Genomic DNA, 13,367 nt, shown 5'->3' with positions numbered 1-13,367 from the left:
GTGGGACACTCTGCATTTGAAGCGCCTGTTTCCCCGCGCTATGGGCACACAACCCGCCCTTTTTTCTGATGTACCCATCGATTGGCCGCACCCATGCCGTGGTTTCTCTATTTGATCGAATGCGCTGACGGCAGCGTCTATACCGGCATTGCCGTCGACGTAGAGGCGCGCTTCGATAAACATCTGAACGGCACCGGCGCGCGTTACACGCGTTCGCGCAAACCGTTGCAGGTACTGGCGTCGTTCGAACTGGCGGACCGCTCGAGCGCGTTGCGCGCCGAGTATCGGGTGAAGCGCTTGTCGGCGCCGGAGAAACGCGCGTTGGCGGCCGGCACGCGCACACTCGCATCGGTGATGCCGGAAGTGGCGCCTGCGCAGGCAGAGGCTGAACCGGGGGCAAACGCAGAAGCAGAAGAGCAAGAGTCGCGCAGCGTATAGCGCGCGGGTTTAACGACGTCGCACGGAAACAATCCAGCAATAATCGGGCTACAAGCGGACAACAACCGGGCGGCAAACGAACAGCAAATGGCGGCAACGCCAGGCGCGCTTATTCACCCTATTCGCGGCATTTCCCGCACACCGTGCTCCCATTGGAGCCGGCAACACCATTTGAAGGACGCATATTCCATGGACGAAAGGAAGCGAGACAGTATCATCGCCTACCTCCGCCACCGCATGGCAGAGTTTGGTATTACCGCAGACGATCTGGCTTCAGCTCTCGCGGCCGATCAGGCAAAACAGGCGCAGGCACGCTATCGCAGTGCAACCGGAGATATCTGGAACGGCGAAGGAGAAATGCCGCAATGGCTGAAAGCGGCGACGAGCGCGGGACAATCGATCGAGCATTTCCAATTGTCGCCAAAGCAACCTGCAACCGCCCAATCGACGAGCAATAAGGTCAACTGGCGTGACGACCCGTTTGCGGGCAGTCCGCTTGCACGGCGCGAAAACCCGTAAGGTACAAGCGAAAGGCGAGTATGCTCGCCGCCAGGACTTAAGGTTATTCTACGTGCAGGCACCGCCGCGCGATGGCCGGCATCTCGAACAGCTTAATAACAATTGCCTGATTTGAACGTGCGGTATGCACCGTGAATTGCGCCTGATTAGAGCCGGCGCAATGGGAAGGCAAACCGGAACAGCTTGCCTCCCGACCTCTGCAAGGCATTCGGCTTAGTGAAGTCACGCTTTCACTTCGCGAATGCGCCGCTTTACTGCTTTACTTCTTGTAGTTCGCCACGCCTTCGCTGATTTCCTTGTGGGCGGCGTCGATATCTGCCCAGCCTTCGACCTTCACCCACTTGCCCTTTTCGAGCGCCTTATATTGCTCGAAGAAATGCTTGATCTGGTCTTTCAGGTACGCGGGCACGTCGTCGATCGACTTCAGCGTTGCCGTCATCGGGCAGACCTTGTCGTGCGGCACGGCGATCAGCTTGGCATCCACGCCCGATTCGTCCGTCATTTGCAGCATGCCGAGCGCACGCGCACGCACGACCGAGCCGGCCAGCAGCGGGAACGGCGTGAGCACCAGCACGTCGACCGGGTCGCCGTCGCCCGACAGCGTTTGCGGAATGAAGCCGTAGTTGGCCGGATAGCGCATGCCGGTGCCGATGAAACGGTCGACGACGAGCAGGCCCAACTCCTTGTCTGCCTCGTACTTCACCGGATCGCTTTGCGCCGGGATTTCGATGATGACGTTGAAATCGTGCGGGAGGTCTTTACCTGCGGGGACGTGATTGAAGCTCATGAGCGCTCTCTGATCAGGATGGAAGTCGGAACACAGCGCGCGCTGCAGAGTCTGACCCAGATCAGACAAGGCACCGCGGCCGGAAGTGTGGAATACGCCATTATAGCCAATCGGCCGATGGCACCGCCGTGACGATCGGCGCGATAATCGTTGCAACCGCGTCGTCGAAACCGCGTATCAGTACGCGGCCGGAAGCGAGATTGCGGGCGCGCCTGAAGGTGCGGCAAAAGCCTTTTCAGCCAGGAGCATGCATGGAAGAAGCGAAACACTTCATCGGCAGCGAATGGACCACCCCTGCGGGGGGCGAGACGATTCCCGTGCTCGATCCGTCCGACGGACAGCCGTTCACGCAGTTGGCGCGCGGCACCGCCGCGGATATCGAGGCTGCGGTACAGGCCGCGCGGCACGCCTTCGAAGGCGCCTGGGGCGCCGCCAGCGCAGCCGAACGCGGGCGCGTCCTGTACCGGCTGTCCATGCTGGTCGCCGCACGTCATGAAGAGCTCGCGCAACTCGAAGCACGCGATACAGGCAAGCCGCTGCGCCAGGCCCGCGCAGACGCGGCGGCGCTGGCCCGTTATTTCGAATTTTACGCGGGCGCCGCCGACAAGCTGCACGGCGAGACCCTCCCCTATCAGACCGGCTACACAGTCTTCACCGTGCGCGAGCCGCACGGCGTAACCGGCCACATCGTGCCGTGGAACTACCCGATGCAGATCTTCGGCCGCAGCGTCGGTGCGGCGCTCGCGGCGGGCAACGCGTGCGTCGTCAAGCCGGCCGAGGACGCCTGCCTGTCCGTGCTGCGGGTGGCCGAACTCGCCGCCGAGGCCGGCTTGCCGGCCGGTGCGCTGAACGTCGTCACCGGCTACGGTCACGAGGCGGGCGCAGCCCTCGCGCGCCATGCCGGCATCGACCACATCTCGTTCACCGGCTCGCCGGAAACCGGCAAGCTGGTCGTGCAGATGGCGGCGGAAAATCACGTGCCCGTCACGCTCGAACTGGGCGGCAAGTCGCCACAGATCGTGTTCGCCGATGCGGATCTCGATGCGGCGTTGCCGGTACTCGTCTCGGCAATCGTGCAGAACGCCGGGCAAACCTGCTCGGCGGGCAGCCGCGTGCTGATCGAGCGCGCCGTCTACGAGCCTTTGCTCGAACGCCTCGCCACGGCCTTCAATGCGCTGCGCGCCGGGCCGTCGCATGCCGATCTCGACTGCGGGCCGCTCATCAGCGCCAAACAGCAGCAGCGCGTCTGGGACTTTCTCTCCGACGCGCATCACGACGGCATCCCCATGGCGGCGCACGGCGAAGTGATCCACGAAGCGCCCGAAACCGGCTTCTATCAGGCTCCGGCGCTGCTGCGCGACGTGCCGCCAGGCCACCGCCTCGCGCATGAAGAAGTGTTCGGCCCCGTGCTCGCGGCGATGGCCTTTGCCGACGAGGACGAAGCCGTTGCCCTCGCGAACGGCACGCCATACGGGCTGGTCGCCGGCATCTGGACACGCGACGGCGCGCGCCAGTTGCGTCTCGCGCGCCGGGTGCGCTCGGGCCAGGTGTTCATCAACAATTACGGTGCGGGCGGCGGCGTGGAATTGCCGTTCGGCGGCGTCAAGCATTCGGGCCACGGGCGCGAAAAGGGCTTCGAGGCGTTGTACGGATTTACGGTGCTGAAGACGGTCGCGATCCGGCACGGCTAACGCGGGGCAAGATAAACAACGGAGACATCATGCGCTTGACAGGTAAAACGGCCATCGTCACGGGTGGCGGCTCGGGCTTCGGCGAGGGCATTGCCAAGACCTACGCGCGCGAAGGCGCCAACGTCGTGGTGAACGATCTGAACGGGCCGGCGGCCGAGCGCGTCGCCAGCGAAATCGCGCTGGCGGGCGGCAAGGCCATCGCGGTGGCCGGCGACGTCACCCGCAGCGACGACTGGACCCGCTTGCGCGAGGCCGCACTCGAAGACTTCGGCAGCGTCCAGGTGGTCGTCAACAACGCCGGCACCACGCATCGCAACAAGCCCGTGCTCGACGTAACGGAGGCCGAGTTCGACCGCGTCTATGCAGTCAACGTGAAAAGCCTCTACTGGAGCGTGCAGGCCTTCGTGCCGTACTTCCGCGAGCAAGGCGGCGGCGTGTTCATCAACATCGCCTCGACGGCGGGCGTGCGCCCCAGGCCCGGCCTCGTCTGGTACAACGGCAGCAAGGGCGCGGTGATCATCGCCAGCAAGGCGCTCGCGGCCGAGCTGGGACCGGAGCGCATTCGCGTCAACTGCGTGAACCCCGTGATGGGCGAAACCGGCTTGCTATCCGAGTTCATGGGCGTTGAAGACACGCCGGAAAACCGCCAGCGCTTTCTCGCCGGGATTCCGCTCGGCCGCCTCTCGACTCCGCAGGACATCGCCAACGCCTGCCTCTATCTGGCCTCGGACGAAGCGGAATTCATCACCGGCGTGTGCCTGGAAGTAGACGGCGGGCGCTGCGTGTAGGCGACTGGAATGCGCATTGGCTTCACCCGGCGGCATCTGATTTCACAACAAAACGAGGAGACACCATCATGGCCAGTCCTGCGAATCCGCTTCACCATCCCGGCGCGGGCGCGCCGCCTTCCACCTTCGAGGAGGCGACCTACCGCAAGGTCGCGTGGCGGCTCACGCCGCTGCTGATGCTGTGCTACGTGGTGGCTTACCTCGACCGCGTGAACGTCGGCTTCGCCAAGCTGCAGATGACCACGGATCTGAACCTCAGCGATGCGGTCTACGGCTTCGGGGCAGGCATCTTCTTTCTTGGCTACTTCATCTTCGAAATCCCCAGCAATGTGATCCTGCACAAGGTCGGCGCGCGGGTGTGGATCGCGCGGATCATGGTGTCGTGGGGCGTGATCTCGATGCTGACGATGTTCGTCACCACGCCCACCATGTTCTACGTGATGCGCTTTCTGCTGGGGCTCGCCGAAGCGGGCTTCTTTCCGGGCATCATCCTGTATCTGACCTACTGGTATCCGGCCCACCGGCGCGGCCGCATGACCACCTGGTTCATGACCGCCATTGCGCTGTCCGGCGTGATCGGCGGACCGGTCTCAGGCTACATCCTGAAGACCTTCAACGGCGTCAACGGCTGGCACGGCTGGCAGTGGCTCTTCCTGCTCGAAGGCATTCCGTCCGTCGTGGTGGGCATTCTGGTGTTCATCGTGCTCGACGACCGCATCGCCAAGGCCACCTGGCTCACGCCGGAAGAACGGCAACTGCTGGAACGCAATATCTCCACCGAAGACGCCGCCAAGCACGACCTGCCGATCCGCGAGGTGTTCGCGAGCCCGCGCGTCTGGCTGATGAGCCTGATCTATTTCTCGTTCGTGATGGGACTGTATGGCGTGAGCTTCTGGCTGCCGACCATCATCAAGGCAACCGGCGTGACCGATGCATTCATGATCGGGCTGCTGTCGGCGATTCCGTTTGCCGCGGCGGTGGTGGGAATGGTGCTGATGTCGCGCAGCGCGGACCGCAAGCGCGAACGGCGCTGGCATATCGCGCTGCCCGCGCTGGCGGGGGCGATCGGCCTCGTGCTCTCAGTGGTGTGGGCGCATAACACGCTGCTGGCGATGGCGTCCCTCACGCTCGCCACCATGGGCATCCTGACCACGCTGCCGCTGTTCTGGAGCCTGCCCACCGCGTTTCTCGCCGGCACCGGCGCGGCGGCAGGGATTGCGATGATCAATTCGATCGGCAATCTGGCCGGCTTTCTGAGCCCCTATGCGGTGGGCTGGCTCAAGCAGGCCACCGCGGCGAACGATTCCGGCATGTATATGCTGGCGGCGTTCATGCTGCTGGGTGGACTGCTTGCGCTCACCGTGCCGGCAAAACTCGTCAACAAGTAGACGCCCGCCGCTCAGACGATATTCATCGCCAGCGCGCTTTCCCGATAGTGCTGGCTCGCCTTCTCGGTGTCGCCAAGCTGCTCGTGCAGGCGCGCGAGCGCGCGGTGCGAGCGGATCTTCAGCGTCTCGTTGTCGGCCAGCTTGAGCGCGGTCTCGAGGAACGACTGCGCCTTGCCCCACAGTTGCTGATGCAGGCACAGACGGCCCAGCGTGAACATCAGATCGGCGTCGTCCGGACGCTCCTTCTGCCACGCTTCGGCCTTCTGGATCAGCGGCAACGCATCGCCGCCGGCGGTGTCCGGGTAGCGGCGCAACAGGCGCGCGTCCCAGTTCTGCGCCAGCGCTTCCTCGACGATCTTGCGCGCGTCCTGCGGACGGCCGAGCGCCACCAGCAATTCAGCGGCGAGGTCGGCGAGGCGCGGCGAATGCCGCTCGGTGGGGGTGAGCGAATGCCACAATTCCAGCAGTGCATCGGCGTTGTGACGCCGGTCGCGCAGCAGGTTCTCAGCCGCAAGCTGGCGCAGACGCACGGCCACGGCCGGGTGCAGCGCCTCGCGCTTTTCGAGCGTCTTGACGAGCTTGAGCACTTCGCTCCAGTTCTTCAACTGCTGCTGCGCGCGCAACATGATCTGCTGCGCATGAATCCGCCGCCCGCCTTGCGACTGCATCTCGGTCAGCGCGGCCAGCGCACCGTCGGCATCGCGGCCGTCCGCACGCATGTCGGCGGTCGCCATCAGGCGCGCGTCCTGCCAGTCCGGCTCGTCGATCTGCGCGAGCCACTCGTCGCGCCGCGCGTACTCATGCATGCGGTGCGCCGCCGTGGCCGCGACGAGGCCTGCCGCGCCCTTGTTGTCGCCGTTGGCGAGCGCGTCGCGCGCCGCTTTTTCAGCGCGCGAGAAACGTCCGGCATACAGATTGCCGATCGCATCGCGCAGCGCCGCATGCGCCTTCGCGACCCGCGAGCGGGCCCGGTAAGCGGCCACCCGCTGCGGCATGCGCCAGATGTTGCGCACGATGCGCAACAACGCGTACACGACGATGAACAGCACCACCAGCCCAACCACGAACAGGTTCAACGACACGTCCACCCGGTACGGCGGATAGACCAGCAGCACCTGCCCCGTATCGAAGCGCCCCACCGTCGCCAATGCCACCGCAATGACAAACAGCAACGCCAGCCACAGGAGTCCCCGGATCGCCATGATTAACCCCGGCTCCGGTATTGATTGACGGCCTGCAGGCTCGTATTCAGGTTCGGCACTTCCACCGCCGCCGAACCGGTATCCACTTCCTTGACGAGTTCGCGCACGGTTTGCGTGCGTTTGGACGCGTTGTCAAAGTAGCGCGCGAGCGCCGCGTCGGCGGCGTGCAGGTCGGACTTCAGCGTGGTCTGGTTACGCGAAAGCAGCGCAAGACGCGCCGACAGCAGGCGCAGCTTGAGATTCTCGCGCACGAAGTAGCCCTGATCCGGCGTCACCAGCATCGCATCGGCGTTGTCGATGCGGCGCACTTGCACGAGACTCGTCAATTGCTGGCCGATGCCGGCCGAGAACTCCTGCCACCAGACCTTCCAGCGCGGCTCGCCGGTGGCCGCCGCGACCTTCGCGGTATCGGCGGGCGGCGTGGCGTGCGGCACGGTGTGAGCAATCAGCGCTTCGCCGTCGAGCGGCAACGAGTCGACCTGATCGATCGCATTGTCGAGCTTGATCGCGAGTCCCGTGAGATCGGTCGACGGCGCGGACTTCAGCTTGTCGATGTCCTGCGCAATCGCCTTGCGCACCGCCAGCACCTGCGCGCCGTCGGACGCCGCGAGGCGCGTGTCGGCGCTTTGCAGCGCGAACAGCGCGAGTTGCGTGTTGCCGGTCAGTTGCAACTGCTGGCTCGCGCTCGAAAGCATCTGCCCCACTTCGGCAAGGGTCCAGTCGTCGCGATTGCGCGCGAGGTCCGCATACTGTTGCTGCAGTGCCTGCTCGGCCTGCTGCGCATCGGTCAGCTTGCCTTCGAGTTGCGACATCTGCGAATCGATGTCATGCACGGTCGCCACCGCCTGATCGGTCTTCACGCGCAGTTCGGCGGTTTGCGCATCGTTGGCCTGCTGACGTTGCGTCAACTGCTGGTCGAGCCGGATCACCTTGCGATTGAGCGCAATGCCGCCGGCCGTGGCGGCACAGGCGACGATCACGACGACCAACCACAGCAGCGGTCCGCTCGCGCTGCGGCGCTGTTGCGCTTCGTAGGGCGTGAAGGGGGGATTGGGCGGCAACGCGGCGGTTACAGCCGGCTGGGGTGAAGCGTTCGTGGAAGCGTTCGATTCTGTCATGCGTGAGTGAGCCGGGTTGGTCGGTACCGGTTGAACAACGGGAGGTACGGCTTGAAGCAAGGTATGGGCAATGCGCTCATCGCCCGCACCGGACACCGTAATGCTATCAAAACCCAGTCCCCGCGCGGTCTGCGCGATGCGTGGGTGCGGCGTGACGAGGGTGGCGCGCTTCAGTTGCGCGATTTCGCCGGCGTTCAGATGCTCGCGCGCGAGTTCGTCGAGATTGCGCATGCCCTCGGAGCTGGTGACCAGCCACGCGTGCGGCTCGCCCGCCAGCAGTTCGTGCACGCGGGTCCAGGCGCCGATCGACGGCTCCGGCACGAGGCGTCGGTAGGCCGCCACGGTTTCCACTTCGACGCCCGCTTCGCGCAGACGCTCGGCCAGCCACTCGCGGCCGCCGTCGCCGCGCACGATCAGCACGCGCTTGCCGTCGAGCGAGGCGACCTCGAGCGCGCTGTCGATCGCCGCGAAAAGGCCTTCGGAGTCGAAACGCGCCGCCTCGTCGTCCGCCGCGGCCGACGGGCTGATCACGCGATACGCCGGCGCTTCGACGCCGTGACGCGCCAGCGCGGCGACGCTGCCCGGCCCGACCACGCCGACCGGCAGCGCATGCGGCCAGATCGCGCCGAACTGGCCGAACGCGTAATCGATTGCGTTGGGCGAGACGAACACCACCAGCGCGTAACGTTCGAGCGCGCCAAGCGCCGCGTGCAACGGTCCCGCGTCCTCGGCGGGCGCGATATCGATCAGCGGAAACTCAAGCGCGGCAATGCCTGCGGCCGCCAGTTGCGCCGCGAGCGGGGCCGACTGCCCCGCGGGACGCGTGATCACAACCGTATACCGCGCCTTGCCGGGCGAGCTGGGGGATGAGTTGACGCCGGGCTGCTGGACCATCACGCGCCGGTCGCCGGACCGCTACCGCTCGCGGCGCTGAGCGCGCGGACGATATCAAGCGCGCCCTGGCTTTCGAGCGCGTGCGCTACCTCGCGGCCCAACTGCAGTGCGCGCTCGACAGTGGGCGCCGGCGCCGACGCCTGGGCGCTCAGCACCTTCTGGCCGTCGGGTGTCGCGACCATGCCGCGCAGATGCAGTGCGCCGTCGTGCCACGTGGCATACGCCGCAAGCGGCACTTCGCAACTGCCGCCGAGCGCGCGCGAGACCATCCGCTCGGCCTCGACCGCCGCAGCGGTGTGCTCGTGATGCAGCGGCGCGAGCCATGCCGCGAGTTCAGGCCGCCCCGCGCGAATCTCGATGCCAAGCGCGCCCTGCCCGGCGGCCGGTAAGCTGTCTTCAGGGTCGAGCAAGGCACGGATGCGCTCGCCTAGACCGAGGCGCTTCAGACCCGCAGCGGCCAGAATGATCGCCGCATAGTCGCCGCGGTCGAGCTTGGCGAGACGCGTATCGAGGTTGCCGCGCAACGGCTGCACCACGAGTTGCGGATAGCGCGTGCGCAGCATCGCCTCGCGGCGCAGGCTGGAGGTGCCGACCACGCTGCCCGCAGGCAACGCCGCGAGGGAATCGTAGGCGTTCGAGACGAAGGCGTCGCGCGGGTCCTCGCGCTCCATGATGGTGGACAGCTCGAAGCCCGGCGGCAGCTCCATCGGCACGTCTTTGAGCGAATGAACGGCCAGGTCGGCACGGCCGTCGGCCAGCGCGTTCTCCAGTTCCTTCACGAACAGGCCCTTGCCGCCGACCTTCGACAAGGTGCGATCGAGAATTTGATCGCCACGTGTCGTTATCCCGAGGATTTTTACGTCGCAAGATGGATATAATTTGTGCAGCGCACACCGCACGTGCTCGGCCTGCCACATCGCGAGACGGCTTTCCCGCGAAGCGATGACCAGGGTAGAGGGCGGTGGCGCCGAAAGCGTCTCGGAATTCATTGCAAGGTCACTGGATGACGGGAGGTAATAACGAACAATGTTAGCACGCGCCCCTGCCTCGCTTTAGCGGCCCGATGGCCGTGGCGGCGCGCCACTGTTGGAGGAGACGGGCCCGCTGCGGGTACATCGCAAGCCTCGGGCACTCGCTATGCCGCCGTTCGCGTACGATCGTTCGCGCGCCGCACGGCATCATGCGGGATGATGCGATGCGGTGCCCCGTGGATAGCACCAAGGCCCACTCCTCTCCCGCGTGCTTCCTGCAGCGTTTGTTGCCGCTCTTGTTTGTTGCCGCTCTCGCAGTAGCCGAAGTTTCTGCAGTTCCCGCAGTTCATGCGTAGTTCGTGTAATAGCAGTCCATCTCTCAATAGACCCTGGCTTCCCTGAGGAAACCCATCGTGACGTCTTCCGGATCGGCGCGCCCTGCCCGCCGCAACACTGCATCGCTCAACGGTTCTGCGGGTGCGCCCGTAGTCGCTCCTACCGCACCGGCCACGTCCAGCGCCCTCTCCAAACGCAACGCCGAGCGCCCCGCCAAGGCCGCGCAAGCCGTCAAAACGGTCAAGGCCGCCAAGCCTGAGAAGGCCGATAAAGCCGCCGGCGCGGCAGGCGGGGTGAAAACCGGCAAGTCCTCGAAAAGCAAAGCCGGCGCCGGCAAGCCGGCCAGCAACGGCACGGCCGCCACGATCCTGCACGAAGTGCCGAAAGACGCGGCAGCGCCGAAAGCCGGCAGCCGCACGCGTGAGGACAAGGACCAGCCGCTCTTCCAGGACATCCGCTATCTGGGACGCCTGCTCGGCGACGTGGTGCGCGAGCAGGAAGGCGACGCCGTGTTCGACGTGGTCGAGACGATCCGGCAAACGGCCGTGCGCTTTCGCCGTGAAGACGACAGCAGCGCCGCGCAGACGCTCGACAAGAAGCTGCGCTCGTTGAGCCCCGAGCAGACCGTGAGCGTCGTGCGGGCGTTCAGCTATTTTTCGCACCTGGCGAACATTGCCGAGGACCGCCATCGCAACCGCCGCCACCGGATTCACGCGCTGGCCGGTTCGACCTCGCAGGCCGGCACGATCGCCCATGCGCTCGAACGGCTGATGGATGCCAACGCAGCCGCCACGCCGGTCTTACAGCAGTTCTTCAACGACGCGCTGATCGTCCCCGTGCTGACGGCCCACCCCACCGAAGTGCAGCGCAAGAGCATTCTGGATGCGCAGCACGACATCGCGCGCCTGCTTGCCGAACGCGACCAGCCGCTCACCGAGCGCGAGCGCGCCCACAACGAGGCGATGCTGCGCGCCCGCGTCACCTCGCTGTGGCAAACGCGGATGCTGCGCGACGCCCGCCTGACGGTGGCCGATGAAATCGAAAACGCGCTGTCGTACTACCGCGCCACGTTCCTCGAAGAAATCCCGGCCATGTATGCCGACATCGAAGCCGCGCTCGCCGAGCACGGCCTCAGCGCGCGCCTGCCGGCGTTCTTCCAGATGGGAAGCTGGATCGGCGGCGACCGCGACGGCAATCCGAACGTCACGGCCGCCACGCTCGAAGAGGCCATCACGCGCCAGGCCGCGGTGATCTTCGAACACTACCTGGAGCAGGTGCATACGCTCGGCGCCGAGCTGTCGGTGTCGAACCTGCTGACGGGCGCGAGCGACGCGCTGAAGGAGCTGGCGGCCGCCTCGCCGGACCAGTCGCCGCACCGCGTCGACGAGCCGTACCGCCGCGCGCTGATCGGCATCTACACGCGCCTCGCCGCGAGTGCGCGGGTGCGCCTGGGCGAAGGCGCGGTGCCGTTGCGCAGCGCCGGCCGCGGCGCGGCGCCGGTCCGGGCGCAACCCTACACGGACGCCGATGCGTTCGCGCGCGACCTGCACGTGCTGATCGATTCGCTTGCCGAGCACCACGGCGCCTCGCTGGCGAGCCCGCGTCTGTCACCGCTCGCGCGCGCCGCCGAAGTGTTCGGCTTCCATCTTGCCAGCATCGACTTACGGCAAAGCTCGGACATCCACGAAGCGGTGATCGCCGAATTGCTCAAGCGCGCCGGCGTCGAAGCGGACTACGCCGGCTTGTCCGAAGCCGACAAGCTTCAGGTGCTGCTGGCCGAACTCGCGCAGCCGCGCCTGCTGCGCTCGCCGTATCTCGAGTATTCGGATCTGGTGAAAAGCGAACTCGGCGTGCTCGAAGCCGCTCGCGTGACGCGCGAGAAATTCGGCGCGCGCGCCGTGCGCAACTACATCATCTCGCACACGGAAACCGTCAGCGATCTGGTGGAAGTAATGCTGCTGCAAAAGGAAACCGGCCTGCTGCATGGCCGCCTCGGCGACGCACACGAACCAGCCAAGGCCGGCCTGATGGTCATTCCGCTGTTCGAGACGATTCCCGACTTGCGCAACGCACCGCACATCATGCGCGACCTGATCGCGCTGCCGGGCGTCGATTCGCTGATCGAGCATCAAGGCGGCGAGCAGGAAGTCATGCTCGGCTATTCGGACAGCAACAAGGACGGCGGCTTCCTGACCTCGAACTGGGAACTGTATCGCGCCGAACTCGCGCTGGTGTCGCTGTTCAACGAACGCGGCGTGACGCTGCGCCTGTTCCACGGCCGCGGCGGCACAGTGGGACGCGGCGGCGGCCCGACCTATCAGGCCATCCTGTCGCAACCGCCGGGCACCGTGGACGGACAGATTCGTCTGACCGAACAGGGCGAAGTGATCGCCAGCAAGTTCGGTAATCCGGAAATCGGCCGGCGCAACCTCGAGACCGTGGTCGCCGCCACGCTCGAAGCCTCGCTGCTGCCGCAAAGCCATATGCCCGCGCAGTTGCCGGCCTTCGAGGAAACGATGCAGCAATTGTCCGACACAGCGATGGCCTCGTACCGCGCGCTGGTCTACGAAACGCCGGGCTTCAAGGAGTATTTCTTCGAGTCGACGCCGATTTCGGAGATCGCCGAGCTGAACATCGGCAGCCGTCCGGCCTCGCGCAAGCTGCAAGATCCGAAGCAGCGCAAGATCGAGGACCTGCGGGCCATTCCCTGGGGCTTCTCGTGGGGCCAGTGCCGCCTGTTGCTGACCGGCTGGTATGGCTTCGGCAGCGCAGTGGCCGCGCATCTGGACAGCGCTCCGTCCGATGCCGAACGGGCACGACGCCTTGCACTGCTCAAGAAGATGCACAAGACCTGGCCGTTTTTCTCCAACCTGCTGTCGAACATGGACATGGTGCTGGCGAAGACCGATCTTGCCGTCGCCTCGCGCTACGCGGCGCTCGTGACCGACAAGAAGCTGCGCAAGCACGTGTTCGAGCGCATCGTTGCGGAATGGGAGCGCACCTCCAAGGTGCTCTCCGAGATCACGGGCAAGAGCGAACGGCTCGCGGACAATCCGCTGCTGGCGCGCTCGATCAAGAACCGCTTCCCGTATCTCGATCCGCTCAATCACCTGCAGGTGGAGTTGCTCAAACGCCACCGCGCCGGCGATACCAACGCACGCTTGCGGCGCGGGATTCACCTGACCATCAACGGGATTGCGGCGGGGCTGCGCAATACCGGTTGAGGCAGGTTGAA

At 65.6% G+C, this 13,367-nt stretch carries 10 protein-coding genes; 6 read left to right on the top strand and 4 right to left on the bottom strand.

Going from position 1 to position 13,367, the window contains the following annotated elements; all coding sequences use genetic code 11:
* The first annotated feature begins 93 nt into the window (after positions 1-93).
* Together AC1ECK_RS17495 and AC1ECK_RS17490 are read left to right on the top strand one after the other, a co-directional pair.
* The gene (locus AC1ECK_RS17495; RefSeq protein WP_480321220.1) at positions 94-438 is read left to right on the top strand and encodes a GIY-YIG nuclease family protein; all 345 of its coding nucleotides are present in this window, start codon (positions 94-96) and stop codon (positions 436-438) included.
* Positions 439-627: 189 nt separating this feature from the next.
* On the top strand, positions 628-957 hold the full coding sequence (locus tag AC1ECK_RS17490; protein ID WP_480321219.1) for an H-NS family nucleoid-associated regulatory protein: 330 nt from the start codon (positions 628-630) through the stop codon (positions 955-957).
* A 259-nt stretch (positions 958-1,216) separates the two neighbouring features.
* On the opposite strand, the gene ppa is transcribed toward AC1ECK_RS17490, so the two are convergent.
* A complete protein-coding gene (gene ppa, locus AC1ECK_RS17485) occupies positions 1,217-1,744 on the bottom strand; it encodes an inorganic diphosphatase (RefSeq protein WP_480321218.1) in 528 nt (175 codons plus the stop codon).
* Between the two features lie 251 nt (positions 1,745-1,995).
* On the opposite strand from ppa, the gene AC1ECK_RS17480 reads away from it, so the two are divergent.
* The 3 genes from AC1ECK_RS17480 to AC1ECK_RS17470 all read left to right on the top strand — a co-directional run bounded on the left by AC1ECK_RS17480 (position 1,996) and on the right by AC1ECK_RS17470 (position 5,611).
* Complete coding sequence (locus AC1ECK_RS17480) at positions 1,996-3,435, top strand: aldehyde dehydrogenase family protein (protein WP_480321217.1); 1,440 nt, start codon at positions 1,996-1,998, stop codon at positions 3,433-3,435.
* Between the two features lie 29 nt (positions 3,436-3,464).
* Positions 3,465-4,223, top strand: coding sequence for an SDR family oxidoreductase (locus AC1ECK_RS17475; RefSeq protein WP_480321216.1), 759 nt, complete (start codon positions 3,465-3,467; stop codon positions 4,221-4,223).
* Between the two features lie 68 nt (positions 4,224-4,291).
* On the top strand, positions 4,292-5,611 hold the full coding sequence (locus tag AC1ECK_RS17470) for an MFS transporter (RefSeq protein WP_480321215.1): 1,320 nt from the start codon (positions 4,292-4,294) through the stop codon (positions 5,609-5,611).
* A gap of 11 nt (positions 5,612-5,622) precedes the next feature.
* Here AC1ECK_RS17470 and AC1ECK_RS17465 read toward each other — a convergent pair whose 3' ends face one another.
* From AC1ECK_RS17465 to hemC, 3 genes are read right to left on the bottom strand one after another with little or no spacing between them, the layout of a single operon-like run.
* On the bottom strand, positions 5,623-6,813 hold the full coding sequence (locus AC1ECK_RS17465) for a heme biosynthesis HemY N-terminal domain-containing protein (protein ID WP_480321214.1): 1,191 nt from the start codon (positions 6,811-6,813) through the stop codon (positions 5,623-5,625).
* 2 nt (positions 6,814-6,815) lie between these two features.
* Entirely contained in the window at positions 6,816-8,825 is a 2,010-nt protein-coding gene (gene hemDX, locus AC1ECK_RS17460) for a fused uroporphyrinogen-III synthase HemD/membrane protein HemX (protein WP_480321315.1), read from the bottom strand.
* The gene (gene hemC, locus AC1ECK_RS17455) at positions 8,825-9,814 is read right to left on the bottom strand and encodes a hydroxymethylbilane synthase (protein ID WP_480321213.1); all 990 of its coding nucleotides are present in this window, start codon (positions 9,812-9,814) and stop codon (positions 8,825-8,827) included. Before hemC ends, hemDX begins: the two co-directional genes overlap by 1 nt.
* Before the next feature lie 395 nt (positions 9,815-10,209).
* Between hemC and ppc the strand changes: the two genes are divergently transcribed.
* Positions 10,210-13,356, top strand: coding sequence for a phosphoenolpyruvate carboxylase (gene ppc, locus AC1ECK_RS17450; protein WP_480321212.1), 3,147 nt, complete (start codon positions 10,210-10,212; stop codon positions 13,354-13,356).
* The last annotated feature ends 11 nt before the right edge of the window (positions 13,357-13,367 follow it).

It is taken from the genome of Paraburkholderia sp. SSBN10T, from assembly GCF_056619545.1.
Note: the sequence above shows the minus strand (reverse complement) of the source record. Positions and strands in the feature narration are given on the sequence as shown.